Below are 19,953 nucleotides of genomic sequence, written 5' to 3'. Positions count from 1 at the left end.
ACTCGCAGAGTCCACGCTACAGTTTACACTGCGTCGGACAAACTGGTGAAGGTGAAATCCCGGATTTTGAGCGGCGGCACGAGGTTGCCGCCCAGGCGCACGGGCTTGCCCAGCGCCTCCAGGTTATTAAGCATGATGACCGGGCTTTCGTTGAAGCGGAAATTTTTCACCGGGAATTTAATCTGGCCGTTTTCGATGTAAAAAGTCCCGTCGCGCGTCAGCCCCGTGTAAAGCAGCGTTTGCGGGTCGACGGCCCGAATGTAGTAGAGGCGCGTGACCAAAATGCCCTTGGCCGTGCCTTTGATGAGTTCGGCGGTGCTTTGGGTGCCGCCGGCCATAATCCAGCCGTTGGGCGGCGGAATGTCGGGCACGCCCGATTTCTGGGCCCAGAAGCGCGAGGTGTATAGGTTTTTCACCACGCCTTTCTCCACCCACGTCACCTTTTGCTGCGGGCGGCCGTCGTTGGCAAAAGTCAGGTCGGGTACGTCGGGGTGGGTAGGGTCGGAGTAGATGGTCACCCGTTCGTCGAATACTTTTTCGCCCTTCTTGTTGCCGCCGCCCTTTTTGCTGAGGAAGCTGCGGCCCTCGTCGGCGTTGCGCACATCCATGGCGCCCATCATGTTGCTGAGCAAATCGACGGCCGCGGCCGGCTCCAGAATGACGGTGTACTTGCCCGGCTCGATGGCCTTGGCGCCCACCGACGAAGCCGCCTTATCGGCCGCCACGCGCGTGAGGCGGGCCGCGTCAAACTTCGCCAAATCGGTGTAGTTGGCAATGGCGTAGCCGGAGCCGGTGCCATCGGCCGTGCGCACGGTGATTGAAAAGTCCACGCTGCTCACCTGCTGGTAGGCTTCCAGTCCCTTGGAGTTGCGTTTGGCCACGAAGCCCGCCGCGTCATTGAAAAAGCCGGCGGAGCTCAATTTCTTCTGCTCGCAGAGCGCCATGCTGGCCCCAATCTGCTCGGCCCGGTAATCGGGCGTGATGGCGGCCGTGCGCTGGGCAAATGAGCCCGGCGACGCCAGATACGTCTGTGGCCCGAGCAGCGGCACGTACTCCGGCGACTCCGGCGCAAGGCGGGCAATTTCCTCGGCCCGCTGCACGCAGCGCCGCAGCGAGGCTTCATCGAATTCATTACAAGTAGCGGTGCCGCTGCGTTTGCCAAAGCGCGACTGCACGGCCAGTGACACGTTTTCGCTGGCCCCGGCGGTGCTGATGGAATTGCGGGCCGAGCGCACGTTGCCGCCCACGTTGCCGTTGAGCGTGGCTTCGCACTCATCGGCGGTGCTGAAGCTGAGGACCTTTTTGAGGATGGTTTGGGCTTCGTCTTTGGAGAGAATGGCCATGAGAGAAGGGTTGAGTTCTGAATGTTGAGGGCGGAATGAACGTCACTCCCCTCCTTACCAAGGAGGGGATGTTTCAGCGAATCTGAAACCGGGGTGGTTGAATCGTTGAACGATGGGCGGACGACTTGTTCTTGATTCATTCCGGCATCGTTCAGGGAATTCAGCCACCCCCGTCCGAGCCGTTGGCTCGAACATCCTCTCCTTGGTAAGGAGTGGAGCTTGACGTCCAGTTACCCAATCTTGCGCGCTGTATTTATCACGTTCACGCCGTTAAAGCGCGTGGTGGCCGAGCCGTGGCTCACGGCCGAAACCTGCGAGGGCTGGCCCTTGCCATCGAAGAAGGAGCCGAACAGGCGGTAATCCGATTCGTCGCAGATGGCGGCGCAGCTGTTCCAGAATTCCTGCGTGTTGGCTTGGTAGGCTACGTCTTCAATCATGCCGGCAATCTGGCCTTTCTCGATGGCGTAGAACACTTGCCCGCCGAACTGAAAATTATAGCGCTGCTGGTCAATGGAGTAGGAACCGCGACCGGCAATGTAAATACCCTTGTCCACGCCCTTAATCATGTCGTCGACGCTCATTTTGGCTTTGCCGGGCTGCAGGCTCACGTTGGGCATGCGCTGGAACTGCACCGAATCCCAGGAATCGGCGTAGCAGCAGCCGTCCGACTCGGTCTGGCCCACGATGTGCGCCTGGTCCCGGATTTTCTCGTAGTTCACCAGCACACCGTCCTTGATGAGGTCCCAGCGCTTGGTTTTCACGCCCTCATCGTCGTAGCCCACCGCGCCCAGCGAACCCGGCTGCAGCTTATCGGCCACAATGTTCACCAGCTTCGAGCCGTAGGGAATTTTCTTTTCCTTCCACTCTAGGGTGGCGAAGGAAGTACCGGCATAGTTGGCCTCGTAGCCCAGCACACGGTCGAGCTCCAGGGGGTGGCCCACCGATTCGTGAATGGTGAGGCCCAAGTGGTTGGGGTCCAGCACGAGGTCGTACTTGCCGGCAGTCACCGACTTGGCCGTTAGCTTTTCCTTCACCTGCTTGGCGGCCAGGGCGGCATCTTCCAGCATGTCGTAGGAGTTGCGGTAGCCAATGAGGCCGGTGCCGGCGGCGCCCGGAATCTTATCGGCAGCCTGGGGCGTGAGGTACTCGTAGCCCAGGCCCATGGGCGCGCTCAGGGCATCGCGCGAGCGGAACTTGCCGCTGCTACGGTCGATGCCCGTGACGGAAAACGTGGGCCAGATGCGGTGCACGTCCTGGTCAATATAGGAGCCGTCGGTGCTGGCAAAATACTTCTGCTCGTTAATCTGAAACAGCGAGGAATTGACGAAGCTTACGCCGTTGTCGAGGGCTTTCGCGTTGGCGGCCAGCAGCAGCTCCACCTTCTGCGCCACCGGCACCTCGAAAGCGTTTTGCTTGATGGGCGTGCGCCAGCTTACCTCGCCGTAGCCGCGTTGCGGGGCCAGCTGCACCTTCTCCTTCTGCACTTTGGCGTTGGCTTTGGCGATGGCCACGGCCGTTTGCGCGGCCTTGGCCAGTCCGGCTTCGGTCACGGTGTTGGTGGCGGCAAAGCCCCAGGTGCCATTGGCCAGCACCCGCACACCACCGCCGAAGCTCTCGCCGCTGGCAATGTTCTGCACCTGCTTTTCGCGGGTGAAGATGCTTTGGTTGAGGTAGCGGCCAATGCGCACGTCGGCGTAGCTGGCCCCGGCGGCTTTGGCGGCGTTCAGGGCCGCGTCGGCCAGCCGTTTTTTCTGGGCCGCATCGAGGCCCGGCTCTAGCAGGCGGGCGGCATCTACGGGCGTGCCGCCCAGGCTGGGGAAGCTGGGCAAAAACAGGGCGCCGGCCGCCAGGCCGGAGAGTCCCACAAAATCGCGTCGTTTCAAAGCAGCGTAGTTATTTTAGAATAGAAGCAGCAGATTCGTAAAGATGGGTACAAATCTTAATCAAAAAGACAGGAGGGCAGCACCAGCGTTGCGCTAATTTTCAAAAAAGTCTTTTTAATCTCGTTTCATCATCCGCACGGCCCTGGCCATGCTCAGCAGCTACCCCGCCAAACGCAAAAAGCCCCAGAGCCTTTCGGGCCTGGGGCTTTTCTGCGATAGGAGAGGGGTTTACTTTGTGGGCCGCCAGGTGAGGCTCACGCCCGAGGCACCGTTGCCGAAGTAGGCGGGCGTCATCCCAATGTCGCGGCCAATGCTTTTGCGGCCCCAGCGGTTGCGGTGGGAGAGGTAGGCCAGGTGAGCCGAGAGAATGCCAAAGCCCGCGCCGGCCACCACGTCGCTCTGCCAGTGCTTGTCGTTTATCATGCGCAGGGCGGCCACGCTGGTGGCAATGGTGTAAGCCCCAATGCCGTACCACTGGCTTTTGTCGCGCAGCTCGGTGTGCACAATGCTGGCCGCCAGAAAGGCCTGCGCCGTGTGGCCCGACGGAAACGAGAGGTCGTCGGCACCGTTGGGACGGGTTTCGTTGGCCAGATACTTCACCGCAAAGGTGCTGGCCAGCATGATGGCCTCGCCCTTCAAAATGATGAGTACGGTATTGATGCGGTCGTTGCGCGACTCGACGCCGGCCAGCGCCACCGCGCCCAGTTCCACGTAGGGCAGGAAAATAAAGGTATTGTCCAGCGTGGTGCTCACCGGCCGGAACTGCTGCTGCACGAAGGTGCGCGCGTCGCGATTGATGCCCGCGTTGCCCTGCGCCGTGATGGCGCCGTAGGTGATGAGCACCGCCGGTATGGCCACGGCCTTGAACAGCTTGCTCTGGAAAAAGGGCTTGCTGCCGGGGGTGGAAACGCCGCTGGGGTTGGCGTATTTTTTGGTGGTGTCGGTCGGCGTCGGATTTATTTGGGCCGTGGCCGGGTGGAGGGCGCCGAGCAATAGCATGACGGCGGTGAAGCGGGTGATTAGAAAGGTGCGCATTTGCAAGGGTATGGGTACGAAGCACTTTCTACGGGGCCCGTAACATAAACGTAACATACTGCGCGAAGGCTTTTTTTAGGCCATTGAATAACAAGGGATTGCTGCCGTAAAAAATGGCTGCTGAGCTATCTGGTGCGTTGAATGCGGAGCACAACCATTTGATTTAGATGCCATTCCCGGTTGATGTTCAGCGCCCCTCCACCAAGCCAGCTAGCGCTTAAGCAAAGGCCATGCTTTCAGCACGGGCACGCCGTTCTATATGCTATATGCAGCGGCCACAGCGCCGGGTGTCAAGCACAGCGTGCGCAGCGGCGAGCTGGCCGCTTCCTCGTCCAATTCTTCGAGCCTTTTTCGCAAGCACAACGCGGCTTCGGAGTCGCCGGGCTTGAGCTTTGAAATCGGGCGGCAAATCGATGGGCAATAAGGTTTTGGGTTCAAGCGCAGTTGGCCAGGGCGGGCACCGGGCACCTGCTAGGCGCGACGTTTGCTTTGTTCCCGCCCCAGCCATTCTTGGTAAACAAGGGCAGCCTGGCGCCGGATTTGACGTATACCGCCGTTCGGGGCCGTACCAATGCCCCGGCCGCGCGCCGTGAGCGCGCCCACTCTATGCCCACGCGCACTCTTCGGCTTTGCAGCGCGGCCACCCTCTTGTGGGGGGCTTTGGCCTGGCCGGCTCAGGCCCAGCCAACGACCCGCAACGACGGTTTTCGCCGCCACAACGGCCAGATGGAGGTGGTGCGCAACGGCCAGCCCCGCCCCATGACCCACGATGCCCGCCTGCCCACCGGCACCACCGTCACCAAAGACGGCTTCGTGGTGAGCCCCGACGGCCAGCGCACCGAGCTGGCCGAGGGCCAGGGCTGCGACCTGCGCGGCCGCCCCGTGGCCGTGCGCACCGCCCCCGATGGCCGGCTGGCCCTGGGTGCTCCGGGCAGTGCCGCGCCGTCTCCGGCGCCCCGTGGCGCAATCGAAGCTTTTTTAAGTGGCCCCGGTGAGGGCAGGGGCTGGGGCCATTTCAAAGGCAAAAAAGCCAAAAAGAAGCACGGCAAAGGCAAGGGCCACGGCCGCTGGAAAGGGGAAGACGACTAGCCGCCTGCCGGGCCCGTTGCTTTTCCAGTACTTGTTTCATTCCATGGTTCACCATTTCCTTGCTTCTCCTTTCGATGACGCGGCCCGCGCCAACCAGTTTGCCGCCGTGCGCGCCGCCCTGCAACGCGAATCCGCTCCCGATTCTCTGCTGCTCGGCAACCTGGTGCTGGAAGACGGCGCCGAGCCCATTGATGCGCTGCTGGTGCGCCCGCACAGCCTCACGCTGCTGGTGCTGGTGCCCAGCGGCGGCCGGCTGAGCATGCCGGCGCATGGCCACGGCCGCTGGCTATTATCTGGTGGCTTGCCTGCGGATGCCTATGAATTCGACAACCTCTTTGAACAACTCGCGCAGCAGAAGCAGGCCGTAACCGAATGGCTGCGCCCCCGCTTTAGTACTGCGCAAGTCAACCTGAACGCCATTTCCGGCATCGTGCTGTTTGACGGGCCGGTCGATTTTGCGCCCGAAGCAACTGCTGCGCTCAACAGCGCCCCCGCGAACTTCAAACTACTGCCCGACGCGGCCGCCTTGCTGCCTTGCCTGCATCAGCTGGCTTCCCCTGAAATCAATCTTACCGAAGAATACCTGAGGGAATGGACTGCCGAGTGGGCCGCTTTCGCGGCGGGTGCTGCCGAGGCCGCTCCGGCCGGGCCCGAAGCTGCGGCCCCACCGCGCGCGGCCGACGCGCTGGCCAAAAAAGCCCGGGCTTTCTGGGGCTGGCTGGGTGCCGCCGATGTGCCCGACGACCCGCCCTACGGCGTTGACCTCGCCGCTGGCCGGCGCGAAGAAAAGCAGCGCCTCGAACGCCTACGCCAGCAAATGCAGGCCGACGTGGCTGCCCAGCTCCAGGCGCTGGAAGCCCGCGAAGCCGAGCGCGAGCGCAGCATCGCCCAGCTGAAAGCGCAACTGGCCCAGGCCCCGCCCGTGGCCGCCACGGCCACCGCCCTGGTCTCCCAAATAGGCGCCGAAACCCGCGAAAAAGAGGCGCTGGAGGCGCAAATGGAAGCCTCGCGGGCCGAATCCGAGGTCCGAAACCGGGAGTTGGACGCCAAAATCCAGCAGCTCACCCAACTCATCGAGCGGCTCAATGCCCAGCCTGCAGCGCCCCCAATCGCCAGCCCCGCTACCAACCCGGCCGGGCCCGACGCCCAGCCACGGGATTCGCGCCAATCCCGGCCGCTTTCCGGAACCGCCTTTGTGTCCGCCGCTACTGCGGCCAGAAATCTGGCCAGCGGAGCTCAGGCGAGGCTGCGGGAGCAGGCCGGGCCCCGGCTTCGGCAGCTGCAAGTGTGGGGCCGGCGGCTTCCGCGGCTGGGCTTGGCGGCGGGTGCGGTTGCCTTGCTGGGGTTGGGAGCCTGGGGCATTGCGCACCTGGACGGCAGCGCGCCGGTGCCGTTTCAGGAGAATGGCCGCTGGGGCTTCGCCGACGCCAAGGGCCAGCCCGTGATTCCGGTCCAGTTCACGGCGGCTAAGCCGTTCCAAAACGGCAGGGCCGTGGTGGCCAAAGCCGGCGCCTACGGCTTCGTGGACGAAGACGGGGAGGAAACCGTGGCCCCCGCCTACGACGCCCTGAACCCCTACGCCGACGGCTACGCCCGCGCCCGGGTGGGCGACGCCTACACTTTCATTGACGAAGCAGGAGAAGAGTTCGACTCCTATTACTTCAATGCCCTCGACTTTGCCGAAGGCCACGCCGCCGTGCTTGACTACCGCGGCTGGTATTACATCAGCGGCCGTGAGGAGCCGGAAAAGCCGGCGATTTTCAAGGAAGCCTATTCATTTGTCGACGGCCTGGCCCGGGTGCGGCTGGCCGATGGCTTCACCTACATCACTCCCGACTACCTCGACGACCCCGCCGAGGGCACCGCGCCCTTTGGCCGTTACCAGCACGCCAGCGACTTTGCCGACGGCCGGGCCCGCGTGACCCAAAACGGCCGCACGTTCTTGATTAACAAGCACGGCGAGGAAATAAAATAATTCTGGTAGGCCGGGCCGGCCGACCGATTGGGTGGTGTTATGTTTTACAACGCAAAAGCGGGAAACAAGGCATTGGAGCTGGTTGTTTGTAGCCGGTTTGTTACTTTGCATAAGCTTGCTTCGAGCCCGATTTGGAGGAGGAAATGCCGAAATTTTTTCTCCGGAAACGTTTGTGCTCTTGTGCGGTCTCCGGCAAAACCCTTAGCTTGCGCCCCGCTTAACATTAAGGTAATATGGAAGTCCAGACTTTGAAGTACCCTGCCATCCGCAATTTCGTGGCCGGCAAACCCCTTGAAGATGCCGCCACGGCCACCATGGACGTGTTCAGCCCACTTTCCGGGCAGCTGATTTCCACCCTGCCCCTCAGCGGCGCCAAGGCTCTGAACGCCGCTGTGCAGGCGGCCAAGGCCGCCTTCCCCTCATGGTCGGCCACGCCCATCAAGGAGCGGGTGCAAATCTTCTACCGCTACAAAACCTTATTGGAGCGCGACATGAAGGCCTTGGCCGAACTGGTGCGCGAGGAAAACGGCAAAACCATGGACGAGGCCCGCGCCGAAGTCGAGAAAGCCATCGAGCTGACCGAGTTTGCCTGCTCCATGCCGCAGCTCATCCAGGGCGAATTCCTGGAAGTGAGCAAGGGCGTGGAAGCCCGCGCCGAACGCAAGCCGCTGGGCGTGGTGGCCAGCATCGCCCCGTTCAACTTTCCCAACATGGTGCCCCACTGGACCATCCCGAACGCCATTGTACTCGGTAACACCATGATTCTGAAGCCATCGGAGCAGGTGCCGCTGAGCGCCGTCAAAATCGCCGAACTACTGAAAGAAGCCGGCCTGCCCGACGGCGTGCTCAACGTGGTGAACGGCGACCGTGAAATTGTGGAAGCCATCTGCGACCACCCCGACATTCAGGCCGTGAGCTTCGTGGGCTCCACCAAAATTGCCAAAGTCGTCTACATCCGCGCCACCAGCAACCTCAAGCGCTGCGTGGCCCTCGGCGGGGCCAAAAACCACCTGATGGTGCTGCCCGACGCCCATCCCGAAATGACGGCCTCAAACGTGGCCGCCAGCATGTCGGGCTGCGCGGGCCAGCGTTGCATGGCCGGCTCCACCATGGTAGGCGTGGGTCCGGTCGATGACATCGTGGCCAAAATCGTGCAAGAAGCCAGGAAGATTGTGGCTGGGCAGAACCTCGGCTCCGTCATCAGCAAGGAAGCCAAGGAGCGCATTGAAAAGCACATCAGCGAAGCCGAAGCGGCCGGCGCCAAAGTCCTGCTCGACGGCCGCAACGCCGTGGTGCCGGGCCACGAAGACGGCTACTACGTGGGCGCCACCGTCATTGACTACGTGACGCCCGACATGCGCATCGCCCAGGAAGAAGTATTCGGCCCGGTGCTCGCCATCATGCGCACCAACACATTGGACGAGGCCCTGGCCATCGAAAACGCCAACCCCTACGGCAACGCCGCCGCCGTCTTCACCGGCAGCGGCAGCAGCGCCCGCTACGTGATGGACCACGCCAACGCCGGCATGATTGGCGTAAACATTGGCGTGCCCGTGCCCCGCGAACCTTTCTCCTTCGGCGGCTGGAACGAGTCGAAATTTGGCGCCTGCGACATCACCGGCAAAAGCTCCATCGAATTCTGGACGCAGCTGAAAAAGACGACGACGAAGTGGAACCCGGAGTCGCGGGTGAACTGGATGAGCTAGATGATTGGAACTGTCATCCTGAGCGCAGCGAAGGACCTAATGACAGTCGAACAGTTTGCAATAAATAATTAATTGGGCAGGCGAGTTGGGCGTAATAAGGTCCTTCGCAGCGCTCAGGATGACAGACGTGTTCAACGTCATTCCCAATTCATGGAAACCACCTTCGCCACCGATAAAGACCAAATCCTGCACGACAACCTCGACCACACGCTCTTCTCGTGGTCGAAGCAAACGGGCCTGAACCCCATCAACGCCGAGCGCGCCGAAGGGGTGTACGTGTACGACCGCGACGGCAAGCGCTACCTCGACTTCTCGGCCCAGCTCATGAACGTGAACATCGGCCACGGCGACCAGCGTGTGACCGAAGCCGTGGCCGCCCAGATGCGCGAGCTCAGCTACGTGTACCCCGGCATGATTACCAAGGCCCGCGGCGACCTCGGCCGGCGCCTTGCCGAAATCACCGCGCCCAACCTCACCAAGGCTTTTTTCACACTGGGCGGGGCCGAGTCGATTGAAAATGCCATCAAGCTGGCCCGCATCTACACCGGTCGCCACAAGATTGTGTCGCTATACCAGTCGTTTCACGGGGCCAGCTACGGCGCCATGAGCGTGGGCGGCGACCCCCGCAAGTTTGCCGTCGACAGCCAGGCCATGCCCGGCACCGTGCACGTCGAGAACCCCTATTTCTACCGCTGCCCCTGGTACTCCGAAACGCCCGAGCAGTGCGCCCAGCGCGCCGCCGACGCCATGGAGCGCATCATCGGCTACGAGAATCCGGGCAGCGTGGCGGCCATTGTGCTCGAAGGCGAATCGGGCACGTCGGGCTGCATCAAGTACCCGCCCGGCTACTGGACGCGCATTCGCGAAATCTGCGACAAGCATGGCATCCTGCTCATTGCCGACGAAGTGATGTCGGGCTTCGGTCGCACCGGCAAGTGGTTCGGCTCCGACCACCACAACGTCAAAATCGACATCATGTGCATGGCCAAGGGCATCACCGCCGGCTACCTGCCGCTGGGCGCCGTGATGGTAGACGAGAAAATCGCCAAATCCTTCGACGACAAGCCGCTGCCGCTGGGCCTCACGTACTCGGCGCACCCCGTGAGCTGCGCCGCCGCCGTGGCTGTGCTCGACATCTACGAGAGCGACAACCTGCTCGAAAACACGGTGGAAATGGGCAAGTACATGGACGAGCAGGTGGCCCAGCTCATGCGCCACCACCCCAGCATCGGCGACTGGCGCAACACCGGCCTCTTCGGCTGCCTGGAACTGGTGAAGAACCGCGACACCAAAGAGCCTATGGCTCCTTGGAACGCCACGCCCGCCCAAATGGACATTATGAACCAGGTGGCCGCCAAAATCCGCGAACTGGGCATGTACACCTTCGTGCGCTGGAACTACATTTTCATCTGCCCCCCGCTGAGCATTAATAAGGAGGAAATTGATGAAGGCTTGGCCATTATCAGCGAGGCCATTAGCATCGCGGATAAATACGTACACTAATCTTTTGAATGTCAAGCGCAGCCGAGGCATCTCGCATGTTTTATCTGTACCGTTAGAGCAATGTCACAAAATGGTGTTGTCTATTCGAATTAAGCATATAATCGTCTGGGTGCTTTTGGCTGTTTTTAATATCTTGGTTTATGCAGCTTTAGGAGTTGCTTTGATGAGTTATGACGATAATCATGATGATTCTCAAAGCGACTACGGAAGCTGGGGAAGCATGGCATCTTTCGATAAATCAGTCTCTGTTCTTCTAATTGCTTGGAACATCATCAATCTGTTAGCGCTGGCTTATATCATTTTCTCGATTTACAAGAAACTGACGTCCAGTCCTCGGATTAACGCAAACTGATTGCGCTTCACCAAGTGAGATTGAAAGCGCTTTTAATAAATTCTCAATGTCCATCCTGCTTAAAAACGGCCGCGTAATTACCGCCGACTCGGACGCTGTCTGTGATATTTTGATTGAAGGCGAAACCATCGTGTCTATTGGCCGCAACCTTATAGCCGATGGAGCGGAGGTAATTGACTGCACCGGCAAAATGGTGATGCCCGGCGGCATCGACCCGCACGTGCATTTGGAGATGCCTTTCATGGGTACTTTTAGCTCCGATACCTACGAAACCGGCACCCGCGCCGCACTGCACGGCGGTACTACCACCGTCATTGATTTCATCCTGCAAAAGCAAGGCAGCTCCCTGCGTTCGGCCTTCGAGGAATGGAGCGGCCGCGCCACCGGCAACGCGGTGGGCGACTACAGCTTTCACATGGCCGTAACGGATTTTAATCCCAGTACCAAAGAGGAAATCAAGGATATGATTGCCGAAGGCATCACCTCCTTCAAAACCTTCATGGCCTACAAGGGCGCGCTCATGATTGACGATGCGCAGATGGTGGGCCTGATGCAGGAAGTAAAAAAGCACGGTGGCCTCGTAACGGCCCACGCCACCAACGGCGACATGATTGATACACTCATCGCCCAGCACCGGGCGCAGGGCAAGCTCACGCCGCTCTACCACTACCTCTCGCAGCCCGAAGTGACCGAGGCCGAAGCCTCCGGTCGCTTCGCCGACATTGCCAACTACACCGGCGTGAACGCCTACATCGTGCACCTCACCTGCGAAGGCGCCCTCAACCAAGTGCGCCGCGCCACCGAGCGCAACCAGCGCGTGCTGGTCGAAACCTGCATTCAGTACCTCACGCTGGATGCCTCGCTGTACGAGGACGAGGCCAACGGCGCGAAAGTGGTGATGTCGCCACCACTGCGCGAGAAAAAGGACCAAGCCACGCTCTGGGCGGGCCTGAACCAAGGGCTGGTGAACGTGGTCGGTACGGACCACTGCCCATTCATGTGGGAGCAAAAATTGATGGGCAAGGACGACTTCTCCAAGATTCCGAATGGCCACCCGGCCATTGAGCACCGCATGGAACTGCTGTTTTCGGAAGGTGTTAATAAGGGCCGCATCACGCCGCAGAAATTTGTGGAGGTGACCTCGACCAACGCTGCCAAAATCTTCGGCATGTTCCCCCGCAAAGGCACCATTAGCATTGGCGCCGATGCGGATTTGGTGATAATTGACCCGCAGAAAAAGCACCGAATTTCGGCCGTCACGCACCACATGAACGTCGACTATTCAGCCTATGAAGGCTGGGAACTGACCGGCAAAATCGACACGGTGCTGCTGCGCGGCCAAGTAGCCGTTGACGCTGGTGAAACCAAAGTTTCGAAAGGCTACGGGAAGTTCATCAAGCGCGGAAAAACGAACATTTAGGCCCGCGTCTGTCATTGCGAGTGGATGGTAGCGCAACGCAGCAATCCGTTCTGTCAACACCACTCACTTTCTAAAGTGAGAAGCCCTGTTTTTTGCGTAACTTTTAGCCCCCTTTGGGCTACCTGCTCGAATTCAACTTCATCACATTTAAAGGCTCAATGCTGAGAACAGGACGGATTGCTTCGCTCTGCTCGCAATGACCAAACGTACTCACCCCCACCAACCTACACAATGCCCAGAATTATCAAATCCGGCCTCATCCAAATGAGCTTGCCGATGACCGAAGGCGAAGGCTCCATTGAGGAAATCAAGGAAGCCATGGTGCAAAAGCACATTCCGCTGATTGAAGAAGCCGGCCGCCAGGGCGTGCAGATTCTCTGCTTGCAGGAAATCTTCAACACCCCGTATTTCTGCCCCGGCCAAGACAAAGCCTGGTACGCTTCGGCCGAAGCCGTGCCCGGCCCGACGACTGAGCGCATGGCCGAATACGCCAAGAAATACAACATGGTGATGATTGTGCCCGTGTACGAGCGCGAGTCGGCCGGTTTTCTCTACAACACGGCCGCCGTGATTGACGCCGATGGCACCTACCTCGGCAAGTACCGCAAAAACCACATCCCGCACACCACCGGCTTCTGGGAGAAGTTCTTCTTCAAGCCCGGCAACCTAGGCTACCCCGTGTTTCAGACTAAGTATGCCAAAGTGGGCGTGTACATCTGCTACGACCGCCACTTCCCCGACGGGGCCCGCATCCTGGGTTTGAACGGTGCCGAAATCGTGTACAACCCCTCGGCCACCGTGGCCGGCCTTTCGCAGTACCTCTGGAAGCTGGAGCAGCCTGCGCACGCCGCCGCCAACGGCTATTTCATGGGCTGCATCAACCGCGTGGGCGAGGAGAAGCCCTGGGACCTGGGCCGCTTCTACGGCACCAGCTATTTCGTGGACCCGCGCGGCCAAATCATCGCGCAGGCCGACGAGTACAAAGACGAGTTGCTCATTGCGGAGTTCGACCTCGACATGATTGACGAGGTGCGCAACACTTGGCAGTTCTTCCGCGACCGTCGCCCTGAAACCTACGAGAAACTGGTAGAATTGTAGGCGCTTGGCTGACATAAAAACGGTCATGCGAAGGATAGTCGGCGCATGACCGTTTTTTATTTCCTAATAATTTCGAATTAACCTTCCCCAATGGCTGAATTTTCTACACCCACCACCGAGCAGCAATTCGCGGAAAATTTCGCGCAATTGAAGCCGGTGATGAACCGCACCGAGGCGCTGTACGAAAGCTCTCGCTGCCTGTTTTGCTTCGATGCGCCGTGTATAAAAGCGTGCCCGTCGGGGATTGACATTCCACAGTTTATTCGCCAGATAAATTCGGGCAACGACACCGGCGCGGCGCGCACCATTTACGAGGCCAATTACTTCGGTAACGCCTGCGGCAAGGTGTGCCCCACGGAAGTGCTCTGCGAAGGCGCATGTGTGTATAACCTGCAGGAAGTGAAGCCAATTGAGATTGGTCGCCTGCAGAGTTTTGCCACTACCAAGGTGATTAAGAGCGGCGAAAAGCTCTTCGGCCCCGGCGCAGATAATGGCAAGAAAGTAGCCGTTATTGGCGCCGGCCCGGCGGGTATTTCGGCCGCCTGTGAACTGCGTTCGTTGGGCTATGGCGTGGACGTATTTGAAGCCAAAGCGCAGCCTTCCGGTCTGACGGTTTACGGCGTCGCGCCCTATAAAATCACCAACGAAGAAACGCTGGCCGAAATGACTTATTTGCAGGCGCAATTCGGCTACAACGTGCATTTTAATTCCGCCATTTCTTCCCGTGAGGAGTTAGAAAAGCTGGAAGATAAATACGACGCTATTTTCCTCGGAATTGGCTTGGGCAAAACCAACGAATTGGGCTTGCCGGGCGAGGATAAAATAAATTGCACCGGCGCCGTGGAATTCATTGCCGAATTGCGGCAGCATCACCACGAAGTGGCGGTGGGCCGGAAGGTAATTGTGCTTGGCGGCGGCAACACGGCAATGGATGCCGCTTCAGAATCTTCGCGCCTCGGTGCGGAGAATGTGATACTCGCTTACCGCCGCGCCAAGGTAGAGATGGGTGCTTACGAGTTCGAGTATGACTTGGCCAAAGGAGTGGGGGTGAAGGGCTTGTTCAACGTGGCGCCGGTGGAAATTACCGGCAACGGCTATGTTTCTGGGGTGAAATTCATTCGCACCGAAACCAAGGACGGCCGCGTGCAGGAAATCGCCGGCTCTGAGTTCATCGAGCCTTGCGACATGGTTATTAAAGCCACGGGCCAGGCCAAGCAGACGGAATTCCTAAGCCTGATTCCCGGCCTGAAGCTGGATGGCAAGGGCCGCATCATGGCCGACGCGCACACCGGGCAGACGTCGAACCCGAAATACTTCGCTTCCGGCGACGCCTGGAATGGCGGGGCCGAAGTAGTGAACGCAGCAGCCGAAGCCAAACTCACAGCGCGCGGCATTCACGCTTATTTGAGCAAGTAAATTTTTGAATAGAATTAAAAAAGGCCGTCATGCTGAGCGTAGTCGAAGCATCTCTACCGCAGTGGTAAATAATTGCGTTGCGCAGTAGAGATGCTTCGGCTACGCTCAGCATGACGTTCTGCTAGAAATAAAATCCCATGCCCGACCTCTCAATAAATTTCGCCGGCATCAAATCGCCGAACCCATTCTGGCTGGCTTCGGCCCCGCCCACCAATTCCGGCTATCAGGTCATGAAAGCGTTCGACGCCGGCTGGGGCGGCGCGGTGTGGAAGACGCTGGGCGTGCCCGTCGTGAACGTGTCGAGCCGCTACGGCGGTGTGAACTACCGCGACAAACGATTGGTCGGCTTTAACAACATCGAGCTGATTTCGGACCGACCGCTCTCGCACAACCTGCGCGAGATTGAGGAAGTGAAAAAGCGCTTCCCCAACCACGCCGTCATCGCCTCGCTCATGGTGCAGAGCCGGCAGGAGTGGCACGACATCGTGCGCGCGTCGGAGGATGCGGGCGCCGACGGTCTGGAACTGAACTTTGGCTGCCCGCACGGCATGTGCGAGCGGGGCATGGGCTCGGCGGTAGGGCAGGAGCCCAAGGTGCTGCAAATGATAGTGGAATGGGTGATGGAGGTGGCCCGGAAGCCCGTCATCGTGAAGCTTACGCCCAACATTTCCGATATCACCGAGCCGGCCCTGGCCGCCCGCCGCGGCGGCGCCGATGCCATCTCGCTCATCAACACGATTCAGAGCATTGTGGGGGTTGATTTGGACCGGTTTGCCCCGTACCCCATTGTGGACGGCAAGGGCACCAACGGCGGCTACTGCGGCCCGGCCGTGAAGCCCATTGCCCTGAACATGGTGAAGAACTGCGCCCAGCACCCCGACGTGCGCCTGCCCATTTCGGGCATCGGTGGCATTGAAAACTGGCGCGATGCGGTAGAGCACATTCTGCTGGGCGCCAGCTCGGTGCAGGTGTGCACGGCGGTGATGCACTTTGGCTTCGGCATCATTCGCGAAATGACATCGGGCCTGGAGCAGTACATGGTCGAGAAGGGCTTCAACACCATCAACGACATGGTGGGCAAGGCCCTGCCCAACGTGCTGCACTGGGAAGACCTGAACATGAAGTACAAGGTAACGGCCAACATCAACGAGGACAAGTGCATCGGCTGCCAGCTGTGCTACACGGCCTGCGAAGACGGCGCCCACCAGGCCATCAAGCTGAACGCCGGCACCCGCGTGCCCGAAATCATCGAGGAAAACTGTGTGGGCTGCAACCTATGCTCGCTGGTGTGCCCCGTCGAGCAGTGCATTACCATGGAGCAGACCGATTCCGGCACCCAGCACCTCACCTGGAAGGAGCGCACCGAAGCCGGCGATATTCCCACCAAGTTTGAGGATGAACAGGCCGGCGGCCGCCACCACTGGGTGCCCGAACCCAGCGCCGCTCTGGGCAAGGAGCGCTACAAAACGCTGCCCGGCAAAGCCCGGATTATCAGTGGGGAAACCGTGGCGCCGGCGGAAGCTTAGGCCGCTGCAAAAGCTCGAATACAGGCACTTATTCTGGTCCGCAATTTGTTGATTGACGTATAACATACTTCACCAATAAATCGACGCGCTTCGGCCGCCTGTCCATATCATGAAAACGAAATCACTGCTTTTTGCGCTGGGCATCTGCGCGATGCTGCTCAGCGGTTGCGTGGCCTCCGTGGGTACTGGCTATGATGCTGGCTACGGTTACTACCCGCCGGCCCAACCTTATTACGGTGGCTATTATGCCCGCCCGTACTACGCTCCGCGCCCCGTCATTGTGCGGCCCTACCGCCAGCCCTACCGTTCTAACTACAACGGCTACCGCCGCGACGGCGGCCGTGGCAACTGGAACGGCAACCCCGGCGCCGGCTACCATGGCAACAACGGTGGCGGCTACCGCGGCGGTGGTCACGGCCGCAGTCACTAACCCGGCTGACAAGACAAATTAGTCAATACAAGAAGCGGCCCGCATGACAATGCGGGCCGCTTCTTCTTTTATGCATGGGTAATGGCGCGCAGCTCAATCGAAGATTACGGTTTTGTTGCCGTGCACAAACACCTGCTCATCGAATACCATTTTGAGGGAGCGGGCCAGCACTATTTTCTCCACGTCGCGGCCGGCCTGGGCCATTTCGTGGGCGCTCTGGGTGTGGTCGATGGGAATGACGTTTTGGGCAATGATGGGACCCTGGTCGAGCTGCTCGTTCACGAAGTGGGCGGTGGCCCCGATGATTTTCACGCCCCGGGCGTAGGCCTGCGCGTAGGGACTGGCCCCCACGAAGGCGGGCAGGAAGGAATGGTGAATGTTGATGAGGCGGTTGGCGTAGTGCGCCACAAATTCTGGAGTCAGGATGCGCATGTACTTGGCCAGCACCACAAAATCGGGCTGGTATTGGGCCAGCACGGCCAGCACCTCGGCCTCGTGCGCTTCGCGGGTACGGTCGGCGTGGGGCAGGTAGTGGAAGGGGAGGCTGAACTTGCGGGTGAGGTCGCCGAGCACCTCGTAGTTGCTGATGACGGCCAGCACGCGGGCATTCAACTCGCCAAACTCGTGGCGCACCAGTAGCTCGCTTAGGCAGTGGTGCTCCTTGGTGGCCATCAGCACAATATTTTTGGGCTGGTTGGTGGTGAGGCGGATGCTGGCCGCTAAAGGCAAGGCCGCGCGCAATTCAGCTTGCAGCGTTTCGGCGTCGAAAGCGCCGGTAATTTCGGTGCGCATGAAAAAGTGGTTGCTTTCGCGGTCCACAAATTCGCCGTTGCGCACAATGTTGAGGCTGTGTTTGAACAGCACGCCCGTGATTTTATAAATCAGGCCCGGTTCGGCGGGGCAATGGATGAGTAGCAGGTTTGCCATGCAAGTGAAAAGAGGTAGTCAGTGAACCCGGCAAAAAGCCTATTTGCAAAAGTAGGATGCTGACTTATTGGATAATTGCGCCTTTATTTGTTGAATAGTTCAGTTCGATAATTAGTGCTACTCCCTCTACCAGCCCGGTTGCTGCCGGCCCTGTTACTCAAAGCTTGTTTGCTATTACCCGCCATCGGCTATGCGCAAGGCTACATGGAGGGAATTGGGCTAAGCTACGAAGTGCTGCCGCTGAAACAGAAAAACGGAAGCGAAGCCGCATTTCGGGGCGATGTTTTTCGGGCCAATATCATTACGCCGGTGGCTATGGCAGCCGATTCTTCGCATGCGGTTTTGGCGGGCATGAACTTGGAAGCGCTGCATTTCAGCGGCAGCCGGCCCGGGTTTGCGGTGCAGAACGTGTACGGCATCACGCCGGTGCTGGGCTACCGGCAGCGTCTGTCGGCCCGCACCGAGCTCACGGCCCTCGCCCTGCCCAGCCTCAACTCGGACCTGCGCGAAGTGCGCGGCACCGACGTGACCTGGGGCGGTGTGCTACGCGCTGCCTACCGCGCCAATGCGCGTCGCGCTTATCGTCTCACGGTGGGCTACCGGCAGCAGTTCTACGGCCCGCAGTACGTGCTGCTGCTGGGCCTCGACTGGCGGCTGGGAGAGCGTTGGCGGGCGTTTGGCGACCTGCCCACCACGTTTAATATCAGCTATGCCGCCATGCCGAAGGTGAATGTCGGCTTTAACCTGAACGGCATTAATACGGCCTACCGGTTGTTGAACAACGACCAGTATTTCCAATACCAGCAGGCCCATTACGGCCTTTTTGCCGAAACCTACCTGAGCGCCCACTGGGCCTTGCGGGCCACGGCCGCTTACGCCGGCATCCGCCGGCTCGACGTGTTTGATAAGGACGACCAGTGGCCCGCCACCATCGACTACATCGGACTGGGCAAGGCGCCCACGCCCCTGAATCCTCGTCTGGAAAAAGGCCTGGCGTTCCGGCTGGCGCTAAGCTACCGGGTGCCCGCGCCGTGATGCTTCAAGCCACCTCGGTAGCTGACGAAACTAGTGAAACAGTGCCTGGCTCTTGGCTGGCTTTGGGCGAGCCGTTGTGAATAGCGGACGTGGTATCGCGCAGGTGTTGCGGCTGCCGTTTGTTCTTCACCGCCTGGATTTCGGCCACAATGGCCAACGCAATTTCCTCCGGCGTTTCGCCGCCCAACCCCAGACCGATGGGGCTGTGCAAGCGGGTTTGCAAAATAGCTGGAATGTCGGCGTCGGAAAGGCTTAATTCGTCTTCGCTGAGCAGGCGCCCGGCTTTAGCGCGTGGACCGAGCAGGCCGATGTAGGGCGCGGCCGTGGGCAGCAGGATTTGCAGCGCGGCTAGGTCGTAGGCGTAGTTGTGGCTGAGCAGCACGTGGTAAGCCCCTGCGTCGGGCTTCTGGGTTTCTAACTCGCGCACGGGCACGATGCGCACTTCAGTCGCTTCTGGAAACCGCGCGGCAGTGGCTAGATTGGGGCGGCCGTCCACCACCGTGATGTGCCAGCCGAGCGAGGCGGCCAGGTGCACCAGCGGCTGGGCATCGTTGCCGGCGCCGTACACCACCAAGCGCAGCGGCGGCTTGAGCACCTCCAGCAGCGCCCGCACCGGTCCGCCATCGGTTTCGATGTCCAGAATCTGTGACTGACCTTGCGCCAGTGTGAGGCGGGCGGCCTCAGCCAGTGGGGCGGCCAGCAGGGGAGTGCCCCGCAGGGCGCCATCGGCCGAAAGCAGCACGCGCTGCCCCACGGCGGCTTTCAGGCCGGAATTATCCGTTTCAAACACGGTGGCCAGCACGGCCGGCTCGGGGTGCTGGGCGAAACCGCGCAGCAGTTCCACGGGGTTGTCGGGGGCGGCGAAATCGAGTGGCTCCAGCAGGATGCGGACCACGCCCTGGCAGCCGGGGCCGAGGCCGTGGCGCGGGTCGTCCTCGTCACGGGTGTCGTAGGTGACCAGGGCGGGCTGGCCCCGAAAAATGGCCTGCCGGGCCCGCTGGCGGGCATCGCCCTCCAGGCAGCCGCCGCTGATGGCCCCGGTCAACTCGCCGTCTTCGGTTACGAGCATGCGGGCGCCGGGGCGCCGGTAGGCTGAGCCCAATACCTCCACCACCGTGGCCAGGGCGCAGGGCCGGGCCGCGGCGCGGTGGCGGTCGTAGGCGAGAAGCAGGCGTTGGAGTTCGGTCATGAGGCAGTAGTTTGCGGAGGCAGTAC

Annotated in this window: 16 protein-coding genes; 11 read left to right on the top strand and 5 right to left on the bottom strand. The window is 60.4% G+C overall.

Annotated features, from left to right (window positions below):
• Positions 1–23 precede the first annotated feature (23 nt).
• The 3 genes from MTP16_RS20795 to MTP16_RS20785 form a co-directional block, all read right to left on the bottom strand.
• A complete protein-coding gene (locus tag MTP16_RS20795) occupies positions 24–1,343 on the bottom strand; it encodes a TldD/PmbA family protein (RefSeq protein WP_243513397.1) in 1,320 nt (439 codons plus the stop codon).
• A gap of 230 nt (positions 1,344–1,573) precedes the next feature.
• Positions 1,574–3,226, bottom strand: a complete 1,653-nt coding sequence (locus MTP16_RS20790; protein WP_243513394.1) for a TldD/PmbA family protein — start codon at positions 3,224–3,226, stop codon at positions 1,574–1,576.
• Between the two features lie 228 nt (positions 3,227–3,454).
• Positions 3,455–4,261 (bottom strand): phosphatase PAP2 family protein, encoded by an 807-nt coding sequence (locus MTP16_RS20785; RefSeq protein WP_243513392.1) that lies wholly within the window; start codon positions 4,259–4,261, stop codon positions 3,455–3,457.
• 606 nt (positions 4,262–4,867) lie between these two features.
• On the opposite strand from MTP16_RS20785, the gene MTP16_RS20780 reads away from it, so the two are divergent.
• From MTP16_RS20780 to MTP16_RS20735, 10 genes are all read left to right on the top strand, one after another.
• Entirely contained in the window at positions 4,868–5,350 is a 483-nt protein-coding gene (locus MTP16_RS20780) for a DUF6799 domain-containing protein (RefSeq protein ID WP_243513389.1), read from the top strand.
• Between the two features lie 43 nt (positions 5,351–5,393).
• Positions 5,394–7,325: a WG repeat-containing protein gene (locus MTP16_RS20775; RefSeq protein WP_243513387.1), complete on the top strand. Its 1,932-nt coding sequence runs from the start codon at positions 5,394–5,396 to the stop codon at positions 7,323–7,325.
• Positions 7,326–7,558: 233 nt separating this feature from the next.
• Positions 7,559–9,031: a CoA-acylating methylmalonate-semialdehyde dehydrogenase gene (locus tag MTP16_RS20770; RefSeq protein ID WP_243513384.1), complete on the top strand. Its 1,473-nt coding sequence runs from the start codon at positions 7,559–7,561 to the stop codon at positions 9,029–9,031.
• 150 nt (positions 9,032–9,181) lie between these two features.
• Positions 9,182–10,534, top strand: a complete 1,353-nt coding sequence (locus MTP16_RS20765) for an aminotransferase class III-fold pyridoxal phosphate-dependent enzyme (protein ID WP_243513382.1) — start codon at positions 9,182–9,184, stop codon at positions 10,532–10,534.
• 4 nt (positions 10,535–10,538) lie between these two features.
• Complete coding sequence (locus tag MTP16_RS20760) at positions 10,539–10,886, top strand: hypothetical protein (RefSeq protein ID WP_243513381.1); 348 nt, start codon at positions 10,539–10,541, stop codon at positions 10,884–10,886.
• A 46-nt stretch (positions 10,887–10,932) separates the two neighbouring features.
• The gene (gene hydA, locus MTP16_RS20755) at positions 10,933–12,306 is read left to right on the top strand and encodes a dihydropyrimidinase (RefSeq protein ID WP_243513379.1); all 1,374 of its coding nucleotides are present in this window, start codon (positions 10,933–10,935) and stop codon (positions 12,304–12,306) included.
• Positions 12,307–12,537: 231 nt separating this feature from the next.
• Positions 12,538–13,404, top strand: coding sequence for a nitrilase-related carbon-nitrogen hydrolase (locus MTP16_RS20750; protein ID WP_243513378.1), 867 nt, complete (start codon positions 12,538–12,540; stop codon positions 13,402–13,404).
• 90 nt (positions 13,405–13,494) lie between these two features.
• A complete protein-coding gene (locus tag MTP16_RS20745) occupies positions 13,495–14,820 on the top strand; it encodes an FAD-dependent oxidoreductase (RefSeq protein WP_243513376.1) in 1,326 nt (441 codons plus the stop codon).
• A 137-nt stretch (positions 14,821–14,957) separates the two neighbouring features.
• Entirely contained in the window at positions 14,958–16,346 is a 1,389-nt protein-coding gene (gene preA / locus MTP16_RS20740) for an NAD-dependent dihydropyrimidine dehydrogenase subunit PreA (RefSeq protein ID WP_243513375.1), read from the top strand.
• Between the two features lie 109 nt (positions 16,347–16,455).
• Positions 16,456–16,776: a hypothetical protein gene (locus tag MTP16_RS20735; protein WP_243513372.1), complete on the top strand. Its 321-nt coding sequence runs from the start codon at positions 16,456–16,458 to the stop codon at positions 16,774–16,776.
• A gap of 93 nt (positions 16,777–16,869) precedes the next feature.
• Here MTP16_RS20735 and purU read toward each other — a convergent pair whose 3' ends face one another.
• Positions 16,870–17,703 carry a formyltetrahydrofolate deformylase gene (gene purU, locus MTP16_RS20730; protein WP_243513370.1) on the bottom strand — a complete coding sequence of 278 codons (834 nt, stop codon included), beginning with the start codon at positions 17,701–17,703 and terminating at the stop codon, positions 16,870–16,872.
• A gap of 168 nt (positions 17,704–17,871) precedes the next feature.
• On the opposite strand from purU, the gene MTP16_RS20725 reads away from it, so the two are divergent.
• Positions 17,872–18,738, top strand: a complete 867-nt coding sequence (locus MTP16_RS20725; protein ID WP_243513355.1) for a DUF6268 family outer membrane beta-barrel protein — start codon at positions 17,872–17,874, stop codon at positions 18,736–18,738.
• A gap of 4 nt (positions 18,739–18,742) precedes the next feature.
• Here MTP16_RS20725 and MTP16_RS20720 read toward each other — a convergent pair whose 3' ends face one another.
• Positions 18,743–19,927, bottom strand: a complete 1,185-nt coding sequence (locus MTP16_RS20720; RefSeq protein ID WP_243513352.1) for an XdhC family protein — start codon at positions 19,925–19,927, stop codon at positions 18,743–18,745.
• Positions 19,928–19,953: the final 26 nt, after the last annotated feature.

Origin of the sequence: Hymenobacter monticola, from assembly GCF_022811645.1 — a bacterium.
In the GTDB taxonomy this organism is placed as follows: Bacteria; Bacteroidota; Bacteroidia; order Cytophagales; family Hymenobacteraceae; genus Hymenobacter; species Hymenobacter monticola.
Note: the sequence above shows the minus strand (reverse complement) of the source record. Positions and strands in the feature narration are given on the sequence as shown.

Excerpts from the sequence above, each read along its gene's own strand:
- MTP16_RS20795 (WP_243513397.1), bottom strand. The coding sequence starts at position 1,343 with ATGGCCATTCTCTCCAAAGACGAAGCCCAAACCATCCTCAAAAAGGTC.
- MTP16_RS20785 (WP_243513392.1), bottom strand. The coding sequence starts at position 4,261 with ATGCGCACCTTTCTAATCACCCGCTTCACCGCCGTCATGCTATTGCTC.
- MTP16_RS20780 (WP_243513389.1), top strand. The coding sequence starts at position 4,868 with ATGCCCACGCGCACTCTTCGGCTTTGCAGCGCGGCCACCCTCTTGTGG.
- MTP16_RS20775 (WP_243513387.1), top strand. The coding sequence starts at position 5,394 with ATGGTTCACCATTTCCTTGCTTCTCCTTTCGATGACGCGGCCCGCGCC.
- MTP16_RS20770 (WP_243513384.1), top strand. The coding sequence starts at position 7,559 with ATGGAAGTCCAGACTTTGAAGTACCCTGCCATCCGCAATTTCGTGGCC.
- MTP16_RS20765 (WP_243513382.1), top strand. The coding sequence starts at position 9,182 with ATGGAAACCACCTTCGCCACCGATAAAGACCAAATCCTGCACGACAAC.
- hydA (WP_243513379.1), top strand. The coding sequence starts at position 10,933 with ATGTCCATCCTGCTTAAAAACGGCCGCGTAATTACCGCCGACTCGGAC.
- MTP16_RS20750 (WP_243513378.1), top strand. The coding sequence starts at position 12,538 with ATGCCCAGAATTATCAAATCCGGCCTCATCCAAATGAGCTTGCCGATG.
- MTP16_RS20745 (WP_243513376.1), top strand. The coding sequence starts at position 13,495 with ATGGCTGAATTTTCTACACCCACCACCGAGCAGCAATTCGCGGAAAAT.
- preA (WP_243513375.1), top strand. The coding sequence starts at position 14,958 with ATGCCCGACCTCTCAATAAATTTCGCCGGCATCAAATCGCCGAACCCA.
- MTP16_RS20735 (WP_243513372.1), top strand. The coding sequence starts at position 16,456 with ATGAAAACGAAATCACTGCTTTTTGCGCTGGGCATCTGCGCGATGCTG.
- purU (WP_243513370.1), bottom strand. The coding sequence starts at position 17,703 with ATGGCAAACCTGCTACTCATCCATTGCCCCGCCGAACCGGGCCTGATT.
- MTP16_RS20720 (WP_243513352.1), bottom strand. The coding sequence starts at position 19,927 with ATGACCGAACTCCAACGCCTGCTTCTCGCCTACGACCGCCACCGCGCC.